At 37.3% G+C, this 25,816-nt stretch carries 27 protein-coding genes, 1 tRNA gene and 1 other RNA gene; all 29 read left to right on the top strand.

What is annotated here, in order from left to right; all coding sequences use genetic code 11:
- The 29 genes from mgtE to HORE_RS06395 all read left to right on the top strand — a co-directional run bounded on the left by mgtE (position 1) and on the right by HORE_RS06395 (position 25,813).
- Positions 1–1,329: a magnesium transporter gene (mgtE, locus tag HORE_RS06530; protein WP_012636184.1), complete on the top strand. Its 1,329-nt coding sequence runs from the start codon at positions 1–3 to the stop codon at positions 1,327–1,329.
- A gap of 89 nt (positions 1,330–1,418) precedes the next feature.
- Positions 1,419–2,120: a deoxyribose-phosphate aldolase gene (deoC, locus tag HORE_RS06525; protein WP_012636183.1), complete on the top strand. Its 702-nt coding sequence runs from the start codon at positions 1,419–1,421 to the stop codon at positions 2,118–2,120.
- Between the two features lie 5 nt (positions 2,121–2,125).
- Positions 2,126–2,902, top strand: coding sequence for a DNA repair protein RecO (gene recO, locus HORE_RS06520; protein WP_012636182.1), 777 nt, complete (start codon positions 2,126–2,128; stop codon positions 2,900–2,902).
- Between the two features lie 20 nt (positions 2,903–2,922).
- Positions 2,923–3,297 carry a DUF4342 domain-containing protein gene (locus HORE_RS06515; protein WP_012636181.1) on the top strand — a complete coding sequence of 125 codons (375 nt, stop codon included), beginning with the start codon at positions 2,923–2,925 and terminating at the stop codon, positions 3,295–3,297.
- Between the two features lie 235 nt (positions 3,298–3,532).
- The gene (glyQ, locus tag HORE_RS06510) at positions 3,533–4,381 is read left to right on the top strand and encodes a glycine--tRNA ligase subunit alpha (RefSeq protein WP_012636179.1); all 849 of its coding nucleotides are present in this window, start codon (positions 3,533–3,535) and stop codon (positions 4,379–4,381) included.
- Positions 4,382–4,530: 149 nt separating this feature from the next.
- On the top strand, positions 4,531–6,591 hold the full coding sequence (gene glyS / locus HORE_RS06505) for a glycine--tRNA ligase subunit beta (protein ID WP_012636178.1): 2,061 nt from the start codon (positions 4,531–4,533) through the stop codon (positions 6,589–6,591).
- Positions 6,592–6,610: 19 nt separating this feature from the next.
- Positions 6,611–7,411 (top strand): pyruvate, water dikinase regulatory protein, encoded by an 801-nt coding sequence (locus tag HORE_RS06500; protein ID WP_012636177.1) that lies wholly within the window; start codon positions 6,611–6,613, stop codon positions 7,409–7,411.
- A 31-nt stretch (positions 7,412–7,442) separates the two neighbouring features.
- Complete coding sequence (locus HORE_RS06495; protein WP_012636176.1) at positions 7,443–8,450, top strand: deoxyguanosinetriphosphate triphosphohydrolase; 1,008 nt, start codon at positions 7,443–7,445, stop codon at positions 8,448–8,450.
- A gap of 141 nt (positions 8,451–8,591) precedes the next feature.
- A complete protein-coding gene (gene dnaG / locus HORE_RS06490) occupies positions 8,592–10,391 on the top strand; it encodes a DNA primase (RefSeq protein WP_012636175.1) in 1,800 nt (599 codons plus the stop codon).
- On the top strand, positions 10,391–11,467 hold the full coding sequence (gene rpoD, locus HORE_RS06485) for an RNA polymerase sigma factor RpoD (RefSeq protein WP_012636174.1): 1,077 nt from the start codon (positions 10,391–10,393) through the stop codon (positions 11,465–11,467). Before dnaG ends, rpoD begins: the two co-directional genes overlap by 1 nt.
- Positions 11,468–11,627: 160 nt before the next feature.
- Positions 11,628–11,704 (top strand) — tRNA-Ile (locus HORE_RS06480).
- A gap of 259 nt (positions 11,705–11,963) precedes the next feature.
- Complete coding sequence (locus HORE_RS06475; protein WP_012636173.1) at positions 11,964–13,082, top strand: Nif3-like dinuclear metal center hexameric protein; 1,119 nt, start codon at positions 11,964–11,966, stop codon at positions 13,080–13,082.
- Between the two features lie 36 nt (positions 13,083–13,118).
- The gene (locus HORE_RS06470; RefSeq protein WP_041605930.1) at positions 13,119–13,310 is read left to right on the top strand and encodes a TraR/DksA C4-type zinc finger protein; all 192 of its coding nucleotides are present in this window, start codon (positions 13,119–13,121) and stop codon (positions 13,308–13,310) included.
- A 76-nt stretch (positions 13,311–13,386) separates the two neighbouring features.
- Positions 13,387–13,733: RNase P RNA component class A (gene rnpB, locus HORE_RS12610), an RNA gene on the top strand.
- 298 nt (positions 13,734–14,031) lie between these two features.
- Positions 14,032–15,531 carry a sensor domain-containing diguanylate cyclase gene (locus tag HORE_RS06465; RefSeq protein WP_012636172.1) on the top strand — a complete coding sequence of 500 codons (1,500 nt, stop codon included), beginning with the start codon at positions 14,032–14,034 and terminating at the stop codon, positions 15,529–15,531.
- Between the two features lie 126 nt (positions 15,532–15,657).
- The gene (locus tag HORE_RS06460; RefSeq protein ID WP_143710037.1) at positions 15,658–15,891 is read left to right on the top strand and encodes a hypothetical protein; all 234 of its coding nucleotides are present in this window, start codon (positions 15,658–15,660) and stop codon (positions 15,889–15,891) included.
- On the top strand, positions 15,884–16,099 hold the full coding sequence (locus HORE_RS06455; protein WP_012636170.1) for a hypothetical protein: 216 nt from the start codon (positions 15,884–15,886) through the stop codon (positions 16,097–16,099). The genes HORE_RS06460 and HORE_RS06455 overlap by 8 nt, the downstream gene beginning before the upstream one ends.
- A 201-nt stretch (positions 16,100–16,300) precedes the next feature.
- Complete coding sequence (locus tag HORE_RS06450; RefSeq protein WP_012636169.1) at positions 16,301–17,062, top strand: YebC/PmpR family DNA-binding transcriptional regulator; 762 nt, start codon at positions 16,301–16,303, stop codon at positions 17,060–17,062.
- Between the two features lie 86 nt (positions 17,063–17,148).
- Positions 17,149–17,826 carry a BofC C-terminal domain-containing protein gene (locus HORE_RS06445; RefSeq protein WP_012636168.1) on the top strand — a complete coding sequence of 226 codons (678 nt, stop codon included), beginning with the start codon at positions 17,149–17,151 and terminating at the stop codon, positions 17,824–17,826.
- 112 nt (positions 17,827–17,938) lie between these two features.
- The gene (gene ruvC / locus HORE_RS06440; protein ID WP_012636167.1) at positions 17,939–18,436 is read left to right on the top strand and encodes a crossover junction endodeoxyribonuclease RuvC; all 498 of its coding nucleotides are present in this window, start codon (positions 17,939–17,941) and stop codon (positions 18,434–18,436) included.
- Entirely contained in the window at positions 18,433–19,017 is a 585-nt protein-coding gene (gene ruvA, locus HORE_RS06435) for a Holliday junction branch migration protein RuvA (protein WP_012636166.1), read from the top strand. Before ruvC ends, ruvA begins: the two co-directional genes overlap by 4 nt.
- A gap of 2 nt (positions 19,018–19,019) precedes the next feature.
- On the top strand, positions 19,020–20,048 hold the full coding sequence (gene ruvB / locus HORE_RS06430; protein ID WP_012636165.1) for a Holliday junction branch migration DNA helicase RuvB: 1,029 nt from the start codon (positions 19,020–19,022) through the stop codon (positions 20,046–20,048).
- A gap of 39 nt (positions 20,049–20,087) precedes the next feature.
- On the top strand, positions 20,088–21,113 hold the full coding sequence (queA, locus tag HORE_RS06425) for a tRNA preQ1(34) S-adenosylmethionine ribosyltransferase-isomerase QueA (RefSeq protein WP_012636164.1): 1,026 nt from the start codon (positions 20,088–20,090) through the stop codon (positions 21,111–21,113).
- A 93-nt stretch (positions 21,114–21,206) separates the two neighbouring features.
- Entirely contained in the window at positions 21,207–22,328 is a 1,122-nt protein-coding gene (gene tgt, locus HORE_RS06420; protein WP_012636163.1) for a tRNA guanosine(34) transglycosylase Tgt, read from the top strand.
- 116 nt (positions 22,329–22,444) lie between these two features.
- Complete coding sequence (yajC, locus tag HORE_RS06415; protein ID WP_012636162.1) at positions 22,445–22,720, top strand: preprotein translocase subunit YajC; 276 nt, start codon at positions 22,445–22,447, stop codon at positions 22,718–22,720.
- 39 nt (positions 22,721–22,759) lie between these two features.
- A complete protein-coding gene (gene lepB / locus HORE_RS06410; protein ID WP_012636161.1) occupies positions 22,760–23,281 on the top strand; it encodes a signal peptidase I in 522 nt (173 codons plus the stop codon).
- 64 nt (positions 23,282–23,345) lie between these two features.
- The gene (gene secD / locus HORE_RS06405; RefSeq protein ID WP_012636160.1) at positions 23,346–24,557 is read left to right on the top strand and encodes a protein translocase subunit SecD; all 1,212 of its coding nucleotides are present in this window, start codon (positions 23,346–23,348) and stop codon (positions 24,555–24,557) included.
- 4 nt (positions 24,558–24,561) lie between these two features.
- Positions 24,562–25,422 carry a protein translocase subunit SecF gene (gene secF / locus HORE_RS06400; RefSeq protein ID WP_012636159.1) on the top strand — a complete coding sequence of 287 codons (861 nt, stop codon included), beginning with the start codon at positions 24,562–24,564 and terminating at the stop codon, positions 25,420–25,422.
- A 76-nt stretch (positions 25,423–25,498) separates the two neighbouring features.
- The gene (locus HORE_RS06395) at positions 25,499–25,813 is read left to right on the top strand and encodes a phasin family protein (RefSeq protein WP_012636158.1); all 315 of its coding nucleotides are present in this window, start codon (positions 25,499–25,501) and stop codon (positions 25,811–25,813) included.
- Positions 25,814–25,816: the final 3 nt, after the last annotated feature.

Here is a 25,816-nt window from a genome sequence, read left to right as displayed (position 1 = left end):
ATGGAGAAATTAAAAGAGCAATTACCTGATGGTTTTGAATCGCTGGAACTTTTTTTAGAGGAATCGTATCCGGCTGATATTGCTGATTTTTTATCAAAACTGGATGAAGAAGAAGTCAAGTATATTTTTAGGGAAAAACTACCCCGGGAAATCTGGTCAGAGGTTATAAGTTACCTTGACCATGACTTAATGTATTTTTTATCGAGGTTTTTCTCTGAATCGGAACTATCAGATATTTTAAGTGATATGCATCCTGATGACGCGGCCGATTTTCTAGGGTCAATGCCAGTAGGTAAAGTTAAAGAAACCTTAAACCTGTTAAGAACTAATAAAGCATCAGAGTTGAAAAGACTACTCGGTTATGATGATGAGAGTGCCGGGGGTCTTATGACCACCGAATATTTAGCCTTTTATAGTGACCAGACGGCCCAGCAGGTTTTAGAAAAACTTAGAGAGATTAGCCCTGATGCTGAAATGATTTATTATATATATGTTATTTCCCGTACCAAGGAACTGGTAGGGGTTTTATCGGTCAGGCAGCTTTTGGCAGCCCAACCTGATATTTTATTAGAGGAAATAATGAATAATAATGTTATAAAAGTAAGTGTTAACCTCGACCGGGAAGAAGTAGCCCATATCTTTGCTAAATATGATTTGCTGGCCCTTCCTGTTGTTAATAATAAAAATCAATTAATGGGAATTATAACTGTGGATGATGTTATTGATGTTATTGAAGAAGAGGCCACTGAGGACATATACAAAATGGCAGCTACGGCTGATATAAATGTTGAACGAAATGGTCTCCTGTCAGGTGTCAAAAAACGTATTCCATGGCTCTTAATTTTACTGGTAGGGGATTTAATGTCAGGAACGGTTATTAGAAACTTTGAAACGCCCTTACAACAGGTTGTAGCCCTGGCTTTTTTTATTCCGGTATTGATGGATATGGGTGGTAATGTAGGAACACAGTCACTGACAGTTGTGGTTAGAGGACTCGCCACCGGAGAGCTGCATTTTTCCCGGTTCTGGAGCCATCTCTGGGAGGAGCTAAAGGTAGGAATTGTAATGGCCCTTATACTGGGGTCTTCGCTATCTGTAGTTGCCCTGTTATGGCAGGATAATCCTGTTCTGGGCCTAATTGTGGGTATTTCCATGTTTATTACACTGGTGACAGCTATTATTGCGGGAACAACTATACCTTTTATTATGGAAGCTATCGGGGCTGATCCTGCTGTAGCAGCCGGGCCATTTATTACGACTTTAATTGATATGTCCGGATTATTTATTTATTTTACTCTGGCTACACTTTTAATGGAAAAATTATTATAAAAGAAGGATAATTTATGATAACGAAGAATATAAATATTAAATTAAATACCAGGATATTATAAGAATAACATGATTAAGGAGTGAAAGTTATGGCAATCAAACCTCGTGACATGGCAAAAATGATCGACCATACCAACTTGAAACCGACTGCTACCGTTGAAGATATTAAAAAATTATGTGATGAGGCCAGGGAATATGAGTTTGCTTCTGTCTGTGTCAATCCTATTTTTGTTCCTCTGGCCAGCAAGTTGCTGGAAGATAGTTCAGTTAAAGTAACTACTGTAGTTGGTTTTCCACTGGGCTCAACTACCACCGAGACCAAGGCCTTTGAAACAAGGAATGTGATTAAAAATGGAGCCCAGGAAATAGACATGGTAATGAATCTCGGAGCCTTTAAATCAGAGGCATATGACCTTGTAAAGGCTGACATAAAGGCAGTAGTAGATGCTACCAAAACCGCAGGTGTTACTTCAGATATTATTGTCAAGGTTATAATTGAAACCTGCTATCTGGATAATGAGGAAATAGCAAAGGCCTGTGAAATTGCAAAGGAGGCCGGGGCTGATTTTGTAAAAACCTCAACTGGATTTGGCTCTGATGGGGCCAGGGAAGATGATGTCAGCCTCATGAGGAAGACTGTAGGTAGAGAGGTTGGGGTTAAAGCAGCCGGAGGGATCCGGACTTTTGATAAAGCACTGGCTATGCTTGATGCAGGGGCCAACAGGATTGGTACCAGTTCCGGAGTAGCTATTGTTACCGGCGAAACTGATGACGGGGATAAAGAGTATTAAAATATATGCCATTATTTAATACTGAAGGTATTGTCTTAAAACAATTTGATCTCGGTGAGGCTGACAAGATAATTACCTTTATTACCAGAGATATGGGAAAACTCAGGGCAGTTGCCAAGGGGGTTCGTAAAACCCGGAGTTCTATATCCGGTCTGGTTCTCCCTTTTAGTTATGCTGAGGTAACTATTTACAGGGGGCGGTCTCTGGATAAAATTAACCGGATTAAGGTTAAATACTCCTTTTCACCCCTCAGGGAAGATTTGACAAGAATGGCTTATGCTTCATACATGGCAGAATTTATTGAAAAAGTAAGTGTTGAAGATGATAATAACAGGGCATTATTTTCACTTCTTTTAAGTAGTTTTCACAGACTCTTAAAGGCAGAAGAAATCTCTGAGTACAATCATATAATTCTTGCTTTCAAAATAAGAATACTTGTTATTCTGGGGATCAAGCCAGAGCTCAGTAGTTGTGTTGATTGTGGACAGCAGAATAATCCTGGTTCTATTAATATTTTCAGTATAGAACGTGGTGGCCTCCTGTGTCATAATTGTAGCTCTAATCATATGGATGGAATGGGTGGAGTCCAGAAAATATCGGGGGAATCTTTAAGGATAATGGCCAATATAATAGATAGTGGATTAAAACCTCTCGATAAACTTAAAATATCAACACAGGCCTTTGAAGAACTCGATGGTCTACTTGATTCTTTTATTACTTATCATTTAGATCTTAGATTTAAATCCCTTGATTTTTTGCATATGATTAGAGATTTGGGTTAAACTTATTATGAGGTGATTTTATGGATAAATTAGAAAAGATTGATATGATCCGGCAACGACTCAATGTTAGCTATGAAAAAGCCAATCAGGCCCTTGAGGAAGCCGGCGGGGATGTTGTGGAGGCCTTAATTAAACTTGAAAAAGAAATGGGTAAAAATGGTGAGAACGTAGTCCATGTTAAAGGTCAGGAATTAATCAATAAAATTAAAGAAATTATTAAAGAAGGTAATGCGAAAAAAATTGTTGTCAAAGATAATGAAAAAACCCTTGTTGAAATTCCGGTTACAGCAGGGATTGTTGGGCTAGTATTATTCCCGTATATATCTATTCTGGCCGGTCTGGCTGCCATGTATAAGGATTATACCCTGGAAATCGATAAAGAGGACCAGAATTAATGGTAGAATTAGGCCTCGTCCCTGTTCCAGTGGGATGAGGTTTTTGCATTTTTCATGGGAGTTCTATTATATTAAAACTACTTAATATATGATTAATTCTACACATTGTATAAATTAAATCAGCAGGAATCAGGAACTGTGGTTTTATTTTTGTTATAACTTTTAATCCTGTATTTTCTATACATATATATAACACATAATATTAATATATTTTAAGAAAGGATGGGAGATAACGATGAATTTCCAGGATTTAATACAGGTTTTAAATAAGTACTGGGGAGATCTAGGTTGCATTATTGAACAACCTTATGATATAGAGGTCGGGGCTGCTACAATGAGTCCTTCTACTTTTTTAAGGTCACTGGGACCCGATAGCTGGAATACAGCATATGTACAGCCCTGTCGCCGTCCTACTGATGGGAGGTATGGAGATAATCCCTTCAGGTTACAGAGGTATTTTCAGTACCAGGTAATAATGAAACCTTCCCCTGATAATATACAGGAGCTATATCTTAACAGCTTAAAAGCCCTCGGAATTGACCCTTTAAAACATGACATACGTTTTGTGGAAGATAACTGGGAATCACCAACTTTAGGAGCCTGGGGTATTGGCTGGGAAGTCTGGCTCGACGGTATGGAAATAACCCAGTTTACTTATTTTCAACAGGTAGGTGGATTTGAGGCCAGGCCGGTTACTGTAGAGATAACCTATGGTCTGGAAAGGCTGGCCATGTATCTCCAGGATAAGGACAGTATTTTTGATGTGGTCTGGGTTGATGACATCACTTACAGGGATATATACCACCAGAATGAGGTTGAACAGTCAAGGTATAATTTTGAGGTTGCTGATGTAAAGAAACTATTAAATTTGTTTAACATGTATGAAGAAGAGGCCCGGCAGCTGGTAGAGGATGGGTTAACATTACCGGCCTTTGATTATACATTGAAGTGTTCCCATACCTTTAATTTACTCGATGCTAGAGGGGCAATAAGTGTTAGTGAAAGAACACGATATATAGGTCGAGTTCGTGAACTTGCTCATCTCTGTGCTGAAAGCTATTTATCTTCTTTGAAGGATAAATAAAGTTATTTATCTTCATTGGGTAAATGGTTCAGTATATATCGGGAATAACGGGTACAGGTATATATTTTAGTATACAGGTATAAAAAATTTAAAATAAATCCTGGAAGTGTAACCGGACTAAAGACTAAATTATAAAAGGAGTGATGGAGATGGCTAGAGACCTTCTTTTTGAAATAGGGACAGAAGAGATGCCAGCTGGATTAATAGGGAAAATAAGGTCTGATTTAAAAGACCTGGCTATAAATACCCTGGAGGATAAAAGACTTGACTTTAAAGAATGTAAGGTCTTTTCGACCCCCAGAAGACTGGTTCTTTTTGTTAAAGAGCTTGCCGAAAAACAGGAGGAAAAAAGGGAAGTAGTCAAGGGCCCTGCCCGGTCTATTGCCTTTGAAGATGATGGTACTCCTACCAGAGCAGCTAAAGGTTTTTCCAGGGCCCAGGGTGTTGAGGTAGATGACCTCATTATAAAAGATGATTATGTTTATGTTGAAAAGATAGAACAGGGTCAGGATACAGCAGGGTTATTAAAGGATATTCTGCCCGGGCTTATTAATAAATTACCACTACCCCGGTCTATGCGGTGGGCTGATTATAATTTTAAATTTATCAGACCTATCAGGTGGCTGTTAGCTCTGTTCGGTGAAGAAATAATTAGTTTTTCAATGGCCGGTGTTCAAAGTGGTGCCTATACCAGGGGACATAGATTTCTGGTAAAAGACAGGCTGGAAGTGAAAGATCCTGACCATTATTTTGATGTTATGGAAAAGGGTTATATAATTGTCGATCATAATAAAAGGCGGGAACTTATTTTAAAACAAATTAGGGAAATAGAGAAGGAAATCGGGAAGGTAATGGTTGAAGATGATCTCCTGACGGAGGTAGTTGATTTAGTAGAATACCCTACTGCATTTTACGGTAAATTTGATAGGTCTTATCTGGAACTTCCCGATGATGTATTAATAACTTCAATGGCCGAGCATCAAAGATATTTCCCTGTAATTGATGAAGATGGATCCCTCAGTCCTTACTTCGTCGGGGTCAGGGATGGGATAGAAGATTATATTGAAGAAGTGAGATATGGAAATGAAATGGTACTCAGGGCCCGCCTGGCAGATGCCCGTTTCTTTTTTGAAGAAGACCTTAAAGTTAGTATCGAAGAACGGCAAAAGGAACTTGAGGAAATTGTTTTCCAGGAAGACCTTGGTTCAATGATGGATAAAGTAAAGAGATTAAAACAACTGGTTATTCAGATTGGAAAATCATTAAATCTGAAAGAAAGCCAGTTACAGAGCCTTATTAGGGCAGCTGAACTCAGCAAAAATGACCTTGTAACTGAAATGGTTAATGAATTTACCAAATTACAGGGAGTAATGGGGCGTGAATATGCTCTGATTAATGGTGAGGATGAAGAGGTTGCTACTGCAATATATGAACAGTATCTTCCCCGATATTCCGGTGATAGACTACCCCAGACTTTATATGGTCGTATTCTGAGTATAGCTGATAAAATAGATAATATTACCAGTCATTTCAGTCTCGGGATGATACCCAGTGGCTCCCAGGATCCTTTTGCCTTGAGACGTCAGGCTAATGGGATTGTGAATATTATTATAGATGCTCAACTTCCCCTTAAATTATCTTCTCTGTTGAACTGGAGTATAGAGGTGTTAGAGCCTGGAGATAAAGATTTTGTGAATGAGGAAAAAAGTTTTCTGCTTCAGAGGTTAGAAACCATTCTCGATGAACGTGGTATCAGGTATGATATTATTAATTCAGTCGTGAGAGTAGGTGATGATGACCCCAATAATATTTTATCCAGAGCTGAAGCAGTTATGTCCTTAAGGAAGGAAAACCCTGATTTATTTGTTGACTTAATTCAGGGTCTCGTCAGAGCAAGGAATCTGGCTTCAAAAGGTGAAGGCAATAATGATATAAACCCTGAATACTTTGAATGCAGGGAAGAAAAAGAACTTTATGATATATATCGCAAAATTAAAGATGAAATTCAAAGACAATTTAAGAAAAAAAATTACCTTTCAGGTTTAAAAAAGCTGGTAGATGTAAAGGAACCGGTAGATAATTTTCTTGATAATGTAGTTGTAATGGTTGAAGATGAGAGGATTAAGAATAATCGGCTGGCTTTACTCCAGGAAATCAGTAATCTGGTAAGTGGGGTTATGAATATAAGTGAGATTGCTCTGGATGATTAATTAATATAGAGGTGGTATGATGACAGAAAAACCCCGAATTTTTATTGTATCTGACTCTATCGGTGAGACTGCCCAGTATGTTGTAGATGCAACTGTAAGCCAGTTTAACGGTTATTTAGATAGTAAACGATTTTCCTATGTTCAAACTACACGGGAATTAAATAATATCATAAAAAAAGCGACTGAACAGAAGACCCTCATCGCCTATACTCTGATAGACCCCCGTTTAAGGGAAGAGATAGCAACTCTGGCCCGGAAAAACAATATTTACGCTGTAGATATTATGGGTCCAATGATGGAAGCTTTTGAGGAATTTTTTCAAAAAAAGCCACGCCTCCAGCCAGGACTGGTTCATCGTCTCGATAAGGATTATTTTAAAAGGGTTGAGGCTATGGAATTTACAGTTAAATATGATGATTCCAATGATGACCGGGGGGTAAAAGAAGCTGATGTTGTCTTAATCGGGGTATCCAGGACGTCAAAGACGCCAATGTGTATTTATCTTTCATACCGGGGATATAAAGCAGCCAATATTCCTCTGGTTCCTGAAGTTGAACCTACCCCTCTCATTTATGAGAATCCAGATAATAAGGTTATAGGCTTGACTATAGACCCGTTATTGTTAAATGAAATCAGGCAGGAGAGGTTAAAATCACTGGGGATAGATCCCGAATCCAGTTATGCTTCAATTGACAGGATCAATGTCGAGCTGGAATATGCCGAAAAGACAATGGAAAAAATAGGGTGTCCGGTGATTGATGTTACTAATAAATCTATAGAAGAATCAGCCAATGAAGTTATTGATTACCTTAATGGATAAATGAGCTTCTCCTGGGAGGGGGGTATTTCATATGAATGGCAGGACAAGAATAGAACAGATTGAAGAAGAGGTTTTATCTCCCTATGCCTGTTTAAGTAAAAACAGCAGGGGGCGATTGAAAACAGAAGATGAGTGTAATATCAGGACAATATTTCAACGGGACCGGGATAGAATAATTCATTCTAAAGCCTTCAGGCGTTTAAAACATAAAACTCAGGTCTTTATCGCTCCGGAGGGTGATCACTACCGGACCAGATTAACCCATACCCTGGAGGTATCCCAGATTGCCAGAACTATTGCCAGGGGTTTAGGGCTTAACGAAGACCTGACAGAAGCAATTGCTCTGGGGCATGACCTGGGACACACACCTTTTGGACATGCCGGGGAAGAGGTTCTGGATGAAATAAGTTCAAATGGTTTTTCCCATAATGTCCAGAGCCTCAGAGTGGTAGATTACCTTGAGGTCAGGAATTCAAATTTAAGGGGATTAAATTTGAGCTATGAAGTACGGGATGGAATTTTAACCCATACTGGAAAACAAGATCCCTCTACCCTGGAGGGACAAATTGTGAAAATTGCAGATAGAATTGCCTATATTAACCATGATATTGATGATGCCCTCAGAGGGGGTATTATTAGTGAAAAAGATTTGCCTCATACAGCTATCAAGATACTTGGTAATACCCATTCTGACCGGATAGATACAATGGTGAGGGATATTATCAGGGAAAGCTGGAATAAATCAGTTATAAAAAGAAGTCGAGATGTTGCAGAAGCAACCACTGAACTAAGGCAATTTCTTTTTGAAAATGTATATATCGGTTCCAAGGCAAAAAAAGAAGAGAATAAAGCTAAAAATCTGGTCAAAAAACTATATTATTATTATCTGGACCATCCCCGGGAGATCCCTGATGAATTTAAACAAAAAGAAGGAAATGAAGATATAGAACAAATGGTTATTGATTATATTGCAGGTATGACTGACCGTTATGCTATTAAGATGGGACAGGAATTATTTCTTCCTTCTCCATGGGGGTAAATAAAAAAATAAATTTTTTTGCAGGAGATTCAGATTTTATGATGAATAATTGATAAGGGTGTCTAGTGGGACACAGGGAAGGAATTAGGATAGTTTTAACGAAGTATTAAAAATAGGGTAGAATTGTTAGGGTGAAGACAGGTGGGGAGTTCTTTTGAAAAATTTTTAGATGAACTAAAAGGCTCACTTGATATTGTAGATCTAGTTTCAGACTATGTGGATTTAAAGAAGGTTGGTAAAAATTATGTTGGCCTGTGTCCATTTCACCAGGAAAAAACACCTTCCTTTACTGTAAACCCCGAGAGGCAGTTTTTTTACTGTTTTGGTTGTGGTGTCGGTGGGGATGTAATTAGTTTCTTGATGGAGATAGAAAATATAACTTTTAAAGAAAGTGTTAAAATGCTGGCCAGGAGGTCCGGGATGGAGGTCCCTGGAGATGATCCCCGCCACAGACAACAATTAAGAGAGAGAGAAAAGCTTTTTAAAATTAACCATCTTACTGCAAAATTTTACCATTACCTGTTGTTAGAAACTGACCAGGGCTTGAAAGCAATAAATTATCTCAAAAAAAGGGGTTTTACTAAAAAAGATATTAAGAAATTTGGACTCGGTTATGCCCCGGACCGGTGGGATGGGCTTTTAAAGTTTTTAACCGGTAAAGGATTTGAGGAGGGAGAATTGGTGAAGGCTGGCCTTGTCCTGTTAAGTAATAACAATAATTATTATGATAGGTTCAGGGACAGGCTTATTTTTCCCATATTTAATAGCCGGGGAGAAGTTCTGGCTTTTGGGGGTAGATTAATTGATAGTGATGAATCTCAACCCAAGTATTTAAATTCTCCTGAAACACCTGTTTTCAATAAAGGTAAAAACCTTTATGGTTTAAACTGGGCCAAACATGAAATGAGAAAAAGTAGCGAAGTAATAATTATGGAAGGTTATACTGATGTTTTGCGTGCCCATCAGATGGGTATCAATAATGTGGTTGCTTCTCTGGGGACAGCCCTTACTTCTGAACAGGCCCGGTTGATAGCAAGGTATTCCAATCTTGCTTATATTTCATATGATGCTGATACTGCAGGCACTAAAGCAACTTTGAGAGGGCTTGATATTCTTAAAAATGCTGGTCTTAACGTAAAAGTGGTTGATTTGCCACAGGATAGTGACCCTGATGAATATTTAAGAAAAAAGGGTGTAGATGAATTTTATACCCTGTTAGAAGAAGCGGTTGATTTAGTAGAGTTTAAAATCAAGCAGGGCCTTGAAAATATTGATCTTAACAATGTTCAGGGTAAAATAGAAGGTACCAGAAAGCTGGTAAAAATTCTTGCTACATTAGAGGACCGGATTGAAAGAGAGATATATATACAAAATGTTTCCGATAAATTCAATCTGGATCCAGAAATATTAAAGAGTGAAGTCGAGAAATTGATTAAAATTAATAAAAATAAGGATAAAAATTCATCAAGAAGATATACTAAAAAAAGTAATAGAAGATATTTCACTAACAAGAATAATAAGACAAATTCCTTTAGGAGTATACATTTTATAGAAGAGAAACTTTTACACGCTTTTATAGATTTCCCTGAATTAAGGAATACTATTGTTAATGAAATTAATACTGATATGTTTTCTAAAGAGTATCAAGAGGTGGCAGAGTTTTTATGGGAAAATAAGGATTCATTAAAAGGAGATATTATTAATAATATTGAAAGTAAAGTTTTAAGAAATAAAGTTATGGAACTTATGATTAATAATAAAACTGTCCAACCTGAAGGGGTTGAGAGGTTAATAGTTAACTTCAAAGAGGAAAATGTATATAATATAAAGGTTGGTTTATATAAAAAACTTCAGGAAAATAACCTTAATGTCAATAGATTAAATAAATTACTGATTAATTTTCAGAAGTTGTCAGGGAATCACAGAAAGGAGGGATTGTAATGGGTAAAAATTTCAATCCAGACAAAGTTAAAGAAGTTAAGGAATTAATTAAAAAAGGTAAAGAAGAAGGCTATTTGACCTATGAAGAAATTATGGATTCTCTGGAAGAGATAGAACTCTCCTCTGAAGATATTGAGAAGATATATGAACTCTTTAACGAGATGAATATAGATGTAGTTGATGATGTGGATGAAGTTGATGATGATAAAGGAGATGATGACCTGGAGTTATCTATACCGGAAGGGGTTGGAATTGATGACCCAGTAAGGATGTATTTAAAAGAAATTGGAAAAGTACCACTTCTTACTGCTGAAGAAGAGGTTGATCTGGCAAAAAGAATTGAACAGGGCGACGAACAGGCTAAAAGGGAATTGGTTGAAGCTAATCTAAGACTGGTTGTTAGTATTGCTAAAAAGTATGTGGGAAGAGGTATGTCTTTCCTTGATTTGATTCAGGAAGGAAATATGGGTCTTATTAAGGCTGTTGAAAAATTTGATTATCGTAAAGGATATAAATTTAGCACTTATGCTACCTGGTGGATTCGCCAGGCTATAACCCGTGCTATTGCTGACCAGGCCCGTACTATACGTATCCCGGTGCATATGGTAGAAACAATTAATAAATTGATCAGGGTATCAAGACAATTACTCCAGGAAAAGGGGCGTGAGCCTACTCCTGAGGAGATTGGTGAAGAAATGGGAATGCCGGCCGAAAAAGTCCGGGAAATTTTAAAGATTGCCCAGGAACCGGTCTCCCTGGAAACACCTATTGGTGAAGAAGAGGATAGTCATCTTGGTGATTTTATTGAGGATGAAGATGCCCCAGCACCTGCCTCAGCTGCTTCATTTACTCTTTTAAGGGAACAGCTCGATGATGTGCTGGATACACTAACAGATAGAGAAAAAAGGGTTCTTGAACTACGTTTTGGTCTGGAGGATGGCCGTCCCCGGACTCTAGAGGAAGTTGGAAAAGAATTTGGGGTTACCAGAGAAAGAATCAGGCAGATTGAGGCCAAGGCTTTAAGGAAACTCCGGCATCCAAGCCGTAGTAAAAAACTCAAAGATTACCTTGAGTAATATAAAACTTATACAATATAAAAAATAGAGTATTGACGAGATATAGCAAGATATAATGAGATATGTTTGCATAAATAAATCAGAATAAACTTCACTATAATTGACCTCAGGGAGCTTATATCGTATAATAAGTCTTGCGTCAGGAACACAGCAGTCAATCGGGCCCATAGCTCAGCTGGTCAGAGCAACCGGCTCATAACCGGTTGGTCCCAGGTTCGAATCCTGGTGGGCCCACCAGTTATTTTTCTGTAAATAAACCTTGTTCTTTAATGAGAACAAGGTATTTTTAATTTAAAGATTTTTAATGCAAGAATGGGTATAATATAAATTATAGTACATGGCAATTTACACCGGGGTATAAATACCCCGGTTTTTAATTTATTTAATATATGGAAGATTTGACAAAAAAGAAATCAGGCAATAAAATTAAGTGATAGGAAAATAATATGAACTTTATTTTTCAAAAGAGAATATAATGAGAGGAAAGGGGTTTTTTATGGTAAGGTTATCAAATATTGTAGGAGTAATGAATGAAATTGCTCCCCGTTTCCTGGCCATGGACTGGGATAATCCTGGACTACAGATTGGGTATTTTAGTCAGGAGATTAATAGAGTATTAGTTACATTAGATGTTACTGAGGAAGTGGTAGAGGAAGCCATAGAGGAAAACTGTCAGTTGATTATTTCCCATCATCCCCTGTTATTTAAAGGATTAAAATCAATTCACGACAAAAGTTATAATGGGAGAGTAGTTTTGAAGGCAATAAAAAATAATATAGCTGTTCTTTCCGCCCATACTAATTTCGATATAGTAGGTTCAGGTATTAATGATTACCTGTCTCATCTACTAGGTTTATCTGATATTCAACCACTTAAAGTAACCGGTGAAAAACCCTATATAAAATTAGTAGTATTTATTCCGGAAAGTCATTTTGATGTTGTCAGGAAGGAAATACTTGATAGTGGTTTAGCAGGATTTATTGGTAACTATAGCCATACCTCGTTTTCGGTGAAGGGAGAGGGAACTTTTAAACCCCTGGAAGGGAGTAATCCTTTTACAGGTCAAAAAGGGCACCTGGCCAGGGTCGAGGAATTGAGGCTAGAAACTATTATACCGGCTAACAATATTAGTAAAGTTATTGATATTATAAAAAAAGTTCATCCCTATGAAGAGGTTGCCTATGATCTATATCCCCTGAATAATACCGGAGAGAAATATGGACTGGGCAGGATAGGCCTTTTGGAAAAGGGTATTAAACTTGTTGATTTTGTTGATATTGTAAAAGAAAAACTTGGTATCAGACATATTCGTTATACTGGTAATTATGATAATATTGTTAAGAGGATCGCTGTTTGTAGTGGGAGTGGAGGGGATCTCATTAGAGAAGCCAGAAATAAAAGGGCAGACTTATATATAACAGGTGATATTAAATATCATGATGCCCAGCTGGCCAGTGAACTGGGGCTGGCTGTAGTTGATGCTGGTCATTATGGTACTGAAAAACATGTTAAAAGCTTACTGGTAGGTTTATTAACAGATAAATTTAAAGAGAATGGGTTTAAAGTTGGTGTCTGCAAGTCCCGTATTAATACTAACCCGTGGCTTTATAAATAAGTAAGCAGGAAGAAGTAGGCAGGGGAGGGATATACTATGGTATTTATATTTCATACCTGTATTAACTGTGGGAAAAGAATAATTCCTGAAAGGCTTGAGATCCTCCCTGAAACCAGGTTATGTAAGAATTGTTCTGAAAAAATGGGTAGTGATATGATAGTTCCGGAAACAAAGGTTGGAATGGATCCTGACACCTACAAGGATTTATTGGGAGCAGTCAGAAGTTGAACTGGTTTCTTCTTGACACTTATATAATGCAATGTTATACTATCTTATGGAATTATATGAGGCATAATATTCAGTATAAGTTGGCCGAATGGTCGCGGCTATATATATAGCCGAGGAAAGTCCGAGCTTCACAGGGCAGGGTGCTGGGTAACACCCAGTGGAGGTGACTCCCAGGAAAGTGCCACAGAAACAAACCGCCTTACCTGTTTAATGGTAAGGTAAGGGTGAAAAGGTGAGGTAAGAGCTCACCAGTGCCCAGGTGACTGGGTAGCTAGGTAAACCCCACCCGAAGCAAGTCCATGTAGGGGGAGTTAAGGGTGGCCCGCCCGTTCCCCGGGTCTGGACGCTAAAGGTACCAGGCGACTGGTATCTCAGATAGATGACCATTCAAGACAGAACTCGGCTTACAGGTCAACTTATACTGAAATATTTAATTTTTATTTATAATATTTACATAAGTCATTTATTTTTGATTCTTATAATAAATTTTATAATGATTGAAGTATGTGGCTTCTTAAATGGAACAACGGGAATCATTTCAAATTATGAAAAAGTCTATCTGACCGAAAAGGGAGTTTAAAATCCATAATCTGAAATAAGCAGAAGCCTGTGTAGAGTTTGCAGCTATGGTAATCAATTAAAAAAGGCGCTTATTCAAATTTGTTTTTAATAGTGAGAAGAATAGGACTAGATTAGATTAGTGTGGGCTGGGGGAAATAAAATGGCCATCAAGAAGGTAAGCAGATATAAGATTATTAAATCAGTATTTGATTTTTTTCTATCATTTGATCATGAGGCATCAAACCATAAAATTATAAAAGATGTCAATGATTTCTGTTATAAAATGTTGAATGTGAAATATACCGGTCTATATATAGATGATGAAGGTAGAAATGAAGTAATAAGTTTGAAGCAGGATATAACCAGGATGGAGTTCAATTCAGAGTTGACAGATAAAATTAAAAGAGATAATAGAATTTACGGGGGGGAAATAAGTAAAGATTTTACCCTGATTCCGCAGTTTGAAGCAGAAAACAGATTAAAGTATTTGTTAGTTATTCCTTTAACTAACAAGAATAAACACTTCGGATTTTTGTTTTTTTATGGAACGGATCCACAGACCTTTAATGACTTTTCTGTGAAAGTTTTAAAATTGCTTACCAAAGTATTATCCCTTACAATAGGAGAAAAGAAACTTTACCGGGAAATGGAGCAGAGGGTTGCCGAACTTATAACCCTTCAAAATGTCAGTAATTTTGTTAATGCAACCCTTGATTTTGAAAAATTACTGGATGTTTCCCTGGATGCTCTGGTAGGCCTTATTGGGCTGAGAACCTGTTCAATAGTGTTATTTACAGATAAGCTTTTTGATGACATCTATACCAGGAAACAAAATACCCTGATAGCTTCCCTGGATATGAGTAAAGAAATTGTTTTGGACCTATCATCCGGGATTTATAAAGAGTTATCCAGAAAAAAGAAAGTTATTGCCGGTAAAGTATCTTTTGATGATGATTTAAGTAAAATTATACCCCTTGATAATATTGAAGAGGGTAAAGAAATTGAATATATAATTGTCCCGGTAACCAGAGGTAAGGAACTGATAGGGTCTATAAATATTTTTTCAATGGATAAGGGTCATTTACCTATTTTACAACACAGTTTTCTCGAATCTTTTGCCAACCAGTTCAGTGTGGCTTTACAAAATGCTTTATTATATAAAAAACAGGAAGAAATGGCCAACAGGGATGGTTTAACCGGGTTATATAACCATGCTTATTTCCAGAACAGGTTACATCTTTTATTAAAACAGGAAAATAAACATCCATTAACCCTCATAATTATGGATATTGATAATTTCAAACAGGTTAACGATAGATTTGGACATCTTGTTGGTGATAAAGTTTTGAAAGAACTTGCTCACCTGTTAAAACATAATTTGAGGGAGGGTGATTTAATAGCAAGATACGGTGGAGAAGAATTTGCTATAATTTTGCCGGAAACTGAACTGAAACAGGGAGAATTTATAGCTAAAAGATTAAGAAAATTGATATCAGATAATGAAATTGTACTTGATAATAATAGATCACTATATATAACAGTAAGTATAGGTGTGGCTCAATATAATAAAAAATGGAGTCAGGAAGAATTTATTGATAAAGCGGATCAGGCTCTTTATAAAGCAAAGGAAGCCGGTAAAAACAGGGTTACACTTGCTTAAAAATAATTTATGGGGTAATTGTGTTGGATAACTAATTGCCGTTAAAACTTAGTAACAAAAATCGTTGTATTATTTTCAGGAAAAATTATTATAATATAAATAACAAATAAAATGAGGTGTATAAAGATGAAGAAAGCAAATATTCTAGAAGCAATTAACCGTTTGAATTCTGCTTTAAGTAAGGTAAAAGATTTTGATGTTTCTACTGTAGACCTTAGCGATAGAGTTCTGGATAACCGGATAATTACACTCGAGGGTTATTTGCGATTTTTGGAAAATGAGGGGATTCCAAAAATCAGGTCAATATATGAGAAAATAAATAACAACATGGTAGTAACGGAAGGTGGTTTAAATGACTGATCAGATCTATTATAAAGTCCAGTATCCTATTAAGAAAGCTATTAATATTATTAAAGAAGTAGACCCTGAAGTCCCATTTGGCGACAAGGATATTGAAGAATTGACCTCTGCTGAAATCGAAACTATAGAAGATTTTATTGAAAACTGGGAGAATAGTGGAAGAAAGGAATTAAAGAATTTGATTAAAAGGTTAAGACAGATTCAGTAGGTTTATAATTAGCAAGAAATCATGTGTCAAGGAAAATTTATTTTCCTTGACATTTTATTTTTATAAAAATTGAATGGGAAGAATATATATCTTATGTAGACCCTTTTTATAAAATTAATTTCCCCGTTAGATTACAGTAACATTGAAAAGTTAGAGAAAGTATGTTAAAATAAATTGCACATTATTTTAAGGAGGGGTTTTATGGCAGGACATTCTAAATGGGCCAATATTAAGCATAAAAAGGCAAAAGAAGACCGAAAACGTGGTAAATTATTTTCGAAATTGAGTAAGATGATAACAGTGGCCGCCCGCGAGGGTGGGGGAGACCCTGAAATGAATCCTGACCTCCGGTTAGCGATTCAAAAGGCAAAAGATAATAATATGCCCAATGATAATATAGAGAGAGCAATAAAAAGGGGAACCGGGGAATTAGAAGGAGTAAAATATGAAAAATTTGTTTATGAAGGCTATGGTCCCGGGGGTGTTGCTCTCTATTTAGAACTTATGAGTGATAACAGAAATAGAACTGCTGCTGAAATAAGACATGTTTTATCAAAAAATGGTGGTAATCTAGGAGAATCAGGTTGTGTTTCCTGGATGTTTAAGAGAAGAGGGCAGCTGATTGTTGACTTAAATGAGAGTGATTTTGATGAAGATGAGTTAATGCTTGAAGCCCTTGAAGCCGGTGCTGAAGATGTTGTTACAGAAGATAACCTGTTAACTATCTATACTGATCCTTCTGATTTTGAAGAAGTCAGGAAACAACTTGAGGAACAGGGAATTAAATTTTCTTCAGCAGATATAGCTATGGTGCCTGAAAACAACGTAAATGTAGATGATAAATCAACGGCAAAAAAAGTCCTGAAGTTAATGGATGCCCTGGAAGACCATGACGATGTTCAGGAAGTGTATTCTAATTTTGATATACCTGATGAAATAATGGAAGAGATTACTGAAGAATAGAGACACTGATTTAACTCAGTGTCTTTTGTATATTTTTTGGTTTACTGGGTATAATAAGCCAAAAAATATACAGGAGATGGGGTTAAATGTTGTTATTTAGGCGCCGTGTTGTTATTTTAACATTATTTTTTATTACCATTATATCAGTATACCTTCTGTTAACAGGTGAAAATAATACTTCCCGGGATTTAAATTTTACAGGTAATAAAGTTAAAATATCCAGTTTACCTGATGATGTATACCATTCATTATCCCTGTTAGAACAGCAGGTTACTTCTAAATATAAAAATAACAATAACTCTAATTATTTTACTTTTGATGTATTTAAAATCGGAACCAGGAAAATCAAGTCGGGGGAAACCCTTATTTTAAGTACATATTATAAGAAAAGCAAAAAAACTGTTCAAAATATAACCTCTATGCCTGAATCCTTTGTAGGGTTAACCCCGACACAACTGGAATCAGTTTCTGGTGTTTGGGAGGTAAAAAAATATATTCCTGAAAGGGGTTTGATTCTTTATAGAGAGGTCAATGACCTGGCTCCAGAAGATAGGAATAAGGTTTTTATCGGTATTAAGGGAAATAAAGTGGCAATTTTTTATGGTACCCCTGAGAGCAGGGTGTTAAAGCAGAAAACAGATATAAATGTTGAGGATTTACCACAAAAGGACAAAATAGCTTTAAAACAGGGTATTACAGTTAATAGCCAGGAAGAGTTATTATCAATCCTTGAGGGATTAAAAAGTATAAACAGCAGGGATTAAACTTAATATAGCAGGTAATACCAGTAAATCTGTTTATAAATCCAGAAGGAATTAATTAACACTTTACAGAAATATATAAACAAACATATATTAGTATTAATGGGGTGGTACGTTGGTTATTTTAGGAGTTGACCCGGGCCTGGCAATAGTCGGGTATGCTCTGATCGAAAAGCAGGGCAATAAATATAGAGTAATAGATTATGGTTCTATTAATACTCCATCAAAGCTAGAAAGTGTTGACAGGCTCAAGATAATACATACAGATATGGTTAATATAATAAATAAATATAATCCTGATCAGATGGCTGTAGAGAAACTTTTTTTTAATAAAAACGTGAAAACAGCCATTGAAGTAGGTCAGGCACGGGGAGTTATTTTGCTGGCAGGATCCCAGGCCCGTCTTAAAATTTATGAATATACCCCGCTTCAGGTAAAGCAGGCTGTTGCCGGTTATGGTCGGGCCCATAAAAGCCAGGTTCAGCGAATGGTAAAAGCCCTGTTAAATTTAAACGAAATACCAAAACCTGATGATGTAGCTGATGCCCTGGCTATTTCTATTTGCCATGGAAACAGTTACCGCTTAAATCGGAAATGGGGGACAAAAGGGTGATAGGTTATCTAAAAGGGAATGTTATCTGGAAGGCTGAAAATAAAGTAATTCTGGAGACAGGAGGGGTAGGTTATCGGGTTTTAGTACCATCTACTGTCAGGCTAAAACCGGTAGGAGAAAAATTAGAACTTTTTGTATATACCTATGTTAGAGAAGATAGTCTTGACCTGTATGGATTTAAAACCATGGAAGAACGAGAACTATTTGAAACATTGTTATCTGTATCGGGGATTGGACCCCGGGCTGCTATAAATATTTTATCATCCCTTTCCTATAAAAAATTTATAGAGGCTATTTTAACTGAAAAAGTTAGTATATTAAAGCAGGTTTCAGGGATTGGCCCCAAGACGGCAAAAAGATTAATACTTGAGCTCAAGGGTAAATTAAAAGATATGAGTGGGGATTTTGAAGAACCCCTTCCTGATAATAGAAATACAGAATTATCTGATGCCCTGGCTTCCCTGGGTTATTCAGAGCTTGAAATTGAAGAAGCCTTAAGTAACGCTGATATAAAAAATAATGGCAGCCTTGAAGAAAATATCAAAAAGGCATTAGGGTACCTTGGTAGTAAGGGGAGTTAGTCATGGATTTAGAAAATAGAATTATTTCACCAGAAAAAAAAGAAGATGATATGGCTCTTGACAGGAGTTTAAGGCCTGAAAGGCTTAATAACTTTATTGGTCAGGAGAAGGTTAAGGAAAAACTCAGTATTTTCATAGAAGCCGCAATTACCAGGCAGGAACCCCTTGATCATGTTTTGCTTTATGGCCCCCCCGGTCTGGGTAAAACCACCCTGGCCAATATAATAGCCAATGAACTTAATGTTAGCATTCATACTACTTCAGGACCTGCTATTGAACGACCTGGTGACCTGGCCGCTATCTTAACAAATTTACAACCCAAAGATGTTTTATTTATTGATGAGATTCACCGCTTAAATAAAGTTGTAGAAGAGGTATTATATCCGGCTATGGAAGATTATTCCCTGGATATAATAATAGGTAAGGGACCTTCTGCCCGTTCAATAAGGTTAGATCTACCTCCATTTACTCTGGTTGGGGCTACAACCAGAGCCGGGTTATTAAGTTCGCCGCTCAGGGACAGGTTCGGGGTAATTAACAGACTGGAATTTTATGGTACTGATGAACTGGCTGAAATAATAAAACGTTCGGCCAGGGTTCTGGGGATAGAAGTAAATGAAGATGGGGCTGTTGAAATCTCTAAAAGATCCCGGGGAACCCCCAGAATTGCCAACAGGTTATTGAAGAGGGTCAGGGATTATGCTGAAGTTAAAGCAGATGGTATTATAGATACTGAGGTGGTTGATAAGGCCCTGAAGCTGCTTGAAATAGATGAACTGGGGTTAGACCATATTGATCATAAACTACTAAAAACAATTATTAAAAAATTTAACGGGGGTCCGGTGGGTTTAAATACCCTTGCTGCCTCTATAAGTGAGGAAACAGAGACAATTGAAGATGTTTATGAGCCCTATCTGTTACAGCTTGGTTTTATTGAACGAACCCCGCGGGGTCGGGTTGCAACCCTGGCTGCTTACGAACACCTTGATGTAGACTATAAGAATAAGTCGCAATCTCTTTTTAATAATTAATACATGAGTTAATATTGAACTAATTATGGAGGTCTGAAAATGAAGGTTGAGGAATTTGATTATGAACTACCAGAAGAATTAATAGCCCAGAAGCCTTTACCTAACAGAGATGATTCCCGGTTAATGGTTTTACACCGGAAAACTGGAGAAATTGAAGAAACAGTCTTCAAAAATATTATTAAGTTTCTGGAGCCAGGAGATTTACTTGTTTTAAATGATACTAAAGTAATACCTGCCCGGTTGTTTGGTGAAAAAATACCGAGTGGGACCAGGATAGAAGTCTTATTACTAAAAAGTATAACAGAAGGCCTCTGGGAAGTTCTGGTAAGACCTGGTAGAAGGATGAAGAAAGGTAACCGGGTTTCTTTTGGTGATGGAAAACTGGTTGGTATTGTTAAAGATTATACCGATTTTGGTGGTAGGATTATGCAATTTGAATATGACGGTGATTTTGATAAGGTTATTGAAGAATTAGGGGAAATGCCACTACCACCGTATATAACCAGGAAAGTTGAAGACAAAGGCCGGTATCAGACGGTTTATGCCCGGAAAAAGGGATCTGTAGCTGCCCCTACAGCAGGTTTGCACTTTACTGACCGACTTCTAAAGAAAATAAAGGAACAGGGAATTGGAATCATCTATTTGACCCTTCATGTGGGGCTGGGCACTTTTAGACCAGTACGTGCGGAAAATGTTGAGGACCATAAGATGCATAGTGAGTATTTTGAGGTTTCAACAGATGTGGTCAACAGGATTAAAGAGACAAAAGAAAAAGGGAAAAAAGTTATTGCTGTCGGTACTACAGTGACCAGGGCCCTTGAATCTGCTGCTGTAGAAAAAAGACACCTAAAAGCCATGAGGGGCTGGACTGATATTTTTATATACCCTGGTTATAATTTTAAGGTCATAGATGGGCTTATTACCAATTTCCATTTACCTAAATCAACTTTATTGATGCTGGTCAGTGCCTTTGCCGGCAAAGATATGGTTATGTCTGCCTATAAGTTAGCCATCAAAAATAAATATAGATTTTTTAGTTTTGGTGATGCCATGTTAATATTATGAATCTAAGATCCAGTAAAAGATAGTTTTAAAAGAGGAATTAGAAAAGGAATTACAAATTTGAGATGTACCAGTAAAAGGGGGATTTATAAGTATATGTCCATTAGTTTCAATCTATTACATCGAGAGATAAACACCCGGGCCCGGCTGGGAAAGCTCAAAACACCACATGGTGATATAGATACTCCTATTTTTATGCCGGTAGGAACCCAGGCTACAGTTAAATCTATGACTCCTGATGAATTAGAGAATATTAAGGCCCAGATTATTCTATCAAATACATATCACCTTTACCTGCGGCCAGGTTCGAGTTTGATAGATGAGGCTGGAGGGCTCCATAACTTTATGAACTGGCAGAAACCAATTTTAACAGATAGTGGGGGCTTTCAGGTATTTAGTCTATCTGACCTCAGAGAGATAAAAGAAGAAGGAGTTTATTTTAGGTCTCACCTTGATGGTTCCAGGCATTTTATATCCCCTGAAAAGGCTATTCAAATTCAGATGGAACTGGGAGCGGATATTATCATGGCTTTTGATGAATGCCCTCCCTATCCCAGTGATTATGATTATGTGGCCCGGTCCCTTGAAAGAACAGTCAGGTGGGCAAGGCGCTGTAAAAAAGCCCATGAGAGGGAGGACCAGGCCCTGTTTGGAATAATTCAGGGTGGTGTCTACCGGGATTTAAGAAAGCAAAGTGTTGAAGCATTGATAGATATTGGTTTTCCGGGGTATGCTATAGGTGGATTAAGCGTTGGTGAGGAGAAAGAAAAGATGCTGGAGGTCCTGGACTTTACAGTACCATTGATGCCAGAAAATAAACCCCGGTATTTAATGGGTGTTGGTGCTCCTGAAGACCTTGTCGAAGGTGTTATCAGGGGGGTTGATATGTTTGACTGTGTTTTACCGACCAGAATTGCCAGGCACGGGACTGTCTTTACCAGTCAGGGCCGGCTAACTGTCAGGAATGCCGGGTATGAGAGAGATTTTACACCCCTTGATCCCGAGTGTGATTGTTATGTCTGTAAAAACTATACCCGGGCCTATATCCGCCACTTAATAAAAAGAAAAGAAATCCTTGGTGTAAGATTGACTACCTACCATAACCTATATTTTCTCTTATCTTTGATGGAGAAAATAAGGGGAGCTATAAAGGAAGACGCCCTGCTTGAATTTAGAGATGAATTCCTTAGAAAATATTTAAATAAAGCCTCAATTTAGCAGGAATTTAAAGCTATGTGTTGAATAGTAAACAAGAGGTTCTCTTTTTTGGGTAAGGGCCCATTCACTACTATAACCGGGTAAGAGATTAAAAAAATAAATGGGAGGAATTAAGAATGGAAGTATTAGTAGGTTATGTATTACCACTTGTTATATTGTTTGGGGTTTTCTGGTTGTTTTTAATCAGGCCACAAAAGAAACAGCAGAAAGAGCATCAGGAGATGCTGGCCAACCTGGAAACTGGAGATAAGGTTGTTACCATTGGTGGTATCAAAGGTAAAGTTATTAAAATAAAAGATGATATTATCAGGTTAAGGGTTAGTTCCAATGTGGATATTGATTTTGTCAAAAATGCAATTGCCCGCCTGGATAATACAGAAGATGAAGAATAATCTTTATTGTATTTACCTGTGGTTGTAGGGGGGAAAAAGGTGGATAGTACAGATATAAAAGAGTTTTTCCAATCATTTGTCATTGCAGCCATACTGGCTTTTTTTATAATTACCTTTATAGCCCAGTCTTTTGTTGTTGATGGAGAGTCTATGGAGCCTACCCTGCATGATGGGGAGAGGCTTTTTGTAAATAAATTCATTTACAGATTTCATCCCCCGGAACGCTATGATATAGTTGTTTTTCGTCCCTATCAGGGGCAGAGTAAACGCTTTATTAAAAGGGTTATAGGTTTGCCAGGTGAGACTATATTTATAAGGGATGGTGTTACCTATATAAATGGTGAGCCTCTAAAAGAAGATTTTATTAATGGGCCCATGAGGAGAAAATTTGGCCCTTTTTACGTGCCTGAAAACAGTGTTTTTGTGATGGGGGATAACCGTAATAACAGTATGGACAGCCGGCACTTTGGCTGTGTGCCATTTGAATCAATAGAAGGCAGGGCTTTCTGGGTTTACTGGCCAGTTACCAAAATGAGGCTCATTGGTCACAAGGTGGAATAGACTTTCTGATAATTATGTTGTTATTGATGTTCAAATATTTTGAAGGAAAGGCAGGAGGTCAGGTATGAGATATAAACAGAAGAGGATTTTAAATGCCATCATTATACTGGCAATTATATTATTCTCTTATTATCTTTATTACCAGTATCAGCTAAATCTCGGTTTAGATCTGGAGGGAGGCTCTCATATAGTATTGAGGGCTGAGCCTACTGAAAACCGGGAAATAAATAATGAGATAATGAAAGATATTGAAAATATTATTGAAAGAAGGGTAAACCAGCTGGGTTTAACAGAGCCTGTGATTCAAAGGCAGGGTAAGGATAGAATTATAGTTGAATTACCTGCAGTTGATAATTCGACTGAAGCCATTAATACTATCGAAAGGACAGCTGTACTGACTTTTCGTAACAGTGATGGTGAAGTTTTAATGACCGGTGATTATGTAGTAGATGCCAGGCCAGATTATGACCTTTATCACAGGCCTGTTGTAACCTTTAAGCTCAATGATGAAGGGGCCAGGAAGTTTGAAGCTATAACCACTCAATATTTAAACAGGAGAATAGGTATCTATCTTGATGATGAGTTGCTTAACAATCCCCGTGTTAGCAACGTTATCAGGGGAGAAGGACAGATAACCGGTTATAAAACTATTGAAGAAGCCCAGAAGGATGCTATTCTGATCAGGGAAGGTTCTTTACCAGTTCCGGTTAAAGTGATTGAAACCAGAATGGTAGGGCCTACCCTCGGGAAAATATCTAAAAATAGAAGTATTATGGCCGGCTTGATTGGACTGGCTTTAGTAGCAATATATATGATATTTTATTATCGCTTCCCGGGCCTTTTGGCAGCAGTAGCCCTGATTATCTATGGAATTATTTTTATCGGGGTTCTAGCTGGTCTTCAGGCAACCCTGACTCTTCCGGGTATAGCCGGTTTCATTCTCTCGATAGGGATGGCGGTTGATGCCAATATCATCATATTTGAGAGAATTAAAGAGGAACGCAGAAGTGGTAAAGGTATCAAGTCTTCAATTGATGCCGGTTTTAAAAGGGCTTTTACTACAGTTATTGATGCTAATATAACTACTTTAATTACTGCTCTGATCCTGGCATATTATACCAGTGGTACGGTACGAGGATTTGCAGTTACTCTGGTTATCGGTGTTTTAACCAGTATGTTTACCGCTTTTTATGTTACAAGGAATATTATAAATCTGTTTACAAATACAAAACTACTGAAGAGTTCAGCTGCCTTTAGTGTTAAGAGGGGGTTGTAAGGAAATGGATTTAATGGGAAAAAGAAAAATATGGTATACTATTTCCCTGACTATTATTGTCCTGGGATTAATCTTTTTAATGGTTAAGGGGTTAAATTTCGGGATCGACTTTCAGGGTGGAACCCTGATGGAACTCAAGTTTGATAAATATGTAAGTAAAGAAGATGCCAGGGAGGTTCTGGCAACACTTAATCTGGCCAAGTCAAGTAAAATTCAACAGACTGAAGAAGTTAATGGAGTTATTATAAGAACCCATAACTTATCCTCTGAACAGATTTCGGAGATTAAACAGGCCTTTAAAGAAAAGTACCCATCGACTGAGGTATTAAGAACAGATATGGTAGGCCCCCTCATCGGTAAAGAGTTAAGAATCAAAGCCTTCTGGGCTTTACTGATAGCTTCTATAGCCATTGTTTTATATATAAGTTTAAGGTTTGAATTCAGGTTTGCAATTGTGGCTATTATAGCCCTGTTACATGATGTTATTATAACTATAGGACTCTTTGCTATAATTGGCCGGGAGATTAATACACCCTTTGTTGCTGCGTTACTGACTATAGTTGGGTATTCTATTAATGATACCATTGTTATATTTGATCGTATTAGGGAGAATATGAAATTAATGAGGGGTAAACCATTTATAGAGCAGGCAAATCAGGCAGTTATTGACACCTTACCACGTTCAATAAATACTTCATTGACTACTCTTGTTGCTGTTCTGGCTATATACCTGTTTGGAGGGGCTTCCATAAAGACTTTTATGCTGGCCTTATTTATTGGTATTCTGGCTGGAACTTATTCTTCAATTTTTGTGGCCAGTCCTCTCCTTGTCAGCTGGGATAAAAAATTAATTTCTAAAAAATAATTAACGAAAAAATATCCCCCCCTGTATATGTGGGGGGATTATTTTTAAAATATATAATATGGGGAGGCATGGTGTTATGACTTCTATTTTGAAAGAAATCCTGTTATCGGGACTGGGTATACTGGTAATTACCAAAGAGAAGGCTGAAAAGATGATAAATAAATTAATTGAACAGGGGGATTTATCCCGGGAGGAAGGCCGGGAGTTACTGGATGAATTTATTGATAAAACCAGGGAAAGAACCAGAAATCTAAAAAATCTAATCTCTGAAGAAGTGGAGAATAAATTGAGCAGAGCCGGCTTCGTGACCCGGAGTGAATTAAAAGAACTGGAAAATGAAATCTTAAAACTTAAACAGGAGCTTAAAGAACTGAAAAACAAGGGAGATTAAAGT

This window comes from Halothermothrix orenii H 168, from assembly GCF_000020485.1.
In the GTDB taxonomy this organism is placed as follows: domain Bacteria; phylum Bacillota; class Halanaerobiia; order Halanaerobiales; family Halothermotrichaceae; genus Halothermothrix; species Halothermothrix orenii.
This window is presented reverse-complemented; position numbering and strand designations above follow the sequence as displayed.

Bases quoted from the DNA above. Each gene is read 5' to 3' on its own strand.
- mgtE (WP_012636184.1), top strand. From the start codon at position 1: ATGGAGAAATTAAAAGAGCAATTACCTGATGGTTTTGAATCGCTGGAA.
- deoC (WP_012636183.1), top strand. From the start codon at position 1,419: ATGGCAATCAAACCTCGTGACATGGCAAAAATGATCGACCATACCAAC.
- recO (WP_012636182.1), top strand. From the start codon at position 2,126: ATGCCATTATTTAATACTGAAGGTATTGTCTTAAAACAATTTGATCTC.
- HORE_RS06515 (WP_012636181.1), top strand. From the start codon at position 2,923: ATGGATAAATTAGAAAAGATTGATATGATCCGGCAACGACTCAATGTT.
- glyQ (WP_012636179.1), top strand. From the start codon at position 3,533: ATGAATTTCCAGGATTTAATACAGGTTTTAAATAAGTACTGGGGAGAT.
- glyS (WP_012636178.1), top strand. From the start codon at position 4,531: ATGGCTAGAGACCTTCTTTTTGAAATAGGGACAGAAGAGATGCCAGCT.
- HORE_RS06500 (WP_012636177.1), top strand. From the start codon at position 6,611: ATGACAGAAAAACCCCGAATTTTTATTGTATCTGACTCTATCGGTGAG.
- HORE_RS06495 (WP_012636176.1), top strand. From the start codon at position 7,443: ATGAATGGCAGGACAAGAATAGAACAGATTGAAGAAGAGGTTTTATCT.
- rpoD (WP_012636174.1), top strand. From the start codon at position 10,391: ATGGGTAAAAATTTCAATCCAGACAAAGTTAAAGAAGTTAAGGAATTA.
- HORE_RS06475 (WP_012636173.1), top strand. From the start codon at position 11,964: ATGGTAAGGTTATCAAATATTGTAGGAGTAATGAATGAAATTGCTCCC.
- HORE_RS06470 (WP_041605930.1), top strand. From the start codon at position 13,119: ATGGTATTTATATTTCATACCTGTATTAACTGTGGGAAAAGAATAATT.
- HORE_RS06465 (WP_012636172.1), top strand. From the start codon at position 14,032: ATGGCCATCAAGAAGGTAAGCAGATATAAGATTATTAAATCAGTATTT.
- HORE_RS06460 (WP_143710037.1), top strand. From the start codon at position 15,658: ATGAAGAAAGCAAATATTCTAGAAGCAATTAACCGTTTGAATTCTGCT.
- HORE_RS06455 (WP_012636170.1), top strand. From the start codon at position 15,884: ATGACTGATCAGATCTATTATAAAGTCCAGTATCCTATTAAGAAAGCT.
- HORE_RS06450 (WP_012636169.1), top strand. From the start codon at position 16,301: ATGGCAGGACATTCTAAATGGGCCAATATTAAGCATAAAAAGGCAAAA.
- HORE_RS06445 (WP_012636168.1), top strand. From the start codon at position 17,149: ATGTTGTTATTTAGGCGCCGTGTTGTTATTTTAACATTATTTTTTATT.
- ruvB (WP_012636165.1), top strand. From the start codon at position 19,020: ATGGATTTAGAAAATAGAATTATTTCACCAGAAAAAAAAGAAGATGAT.
- queA (WP_012636164.1), top strand. From the start codon at position 20,088: ATGAAGGTTGAGGAATTTGATTATGAACTACCAGAAGAATTAATAGCC.
- tgt (WP_012636163.1), top strand. From the start codon at position 21,207: ATGTCCATTAGTTTCAATCTATTACATCGAGAGATAAACACCCGGGCC.
- yajC (WP_012636162.1), top strand. From the start codon at position 22,445: ATGGAAGTATTAGTAGGTTATGTATTACCACTTGTTATATTGTTTGGG.
- secD (WP_012636160.1), top strand. From the start codon at position 23,346: ATGAGATATAAACAGAAGAGGATTTTAAATGCCATCATTATACTGGCA.
- secF (WP_012636159.1), top strand. From the start codon at position 24,562: ATGGATTTAATGGGAAAAAGAAAAATATGGTATACTATTTCCCTGACT.
- HORE_RS06395 (WP_012636158.1), top strand. From the start codon at position 25,499: ATGACTTCTATTTTGAAAGAAATCCTGTTATCGGGACTGGGTATACTG.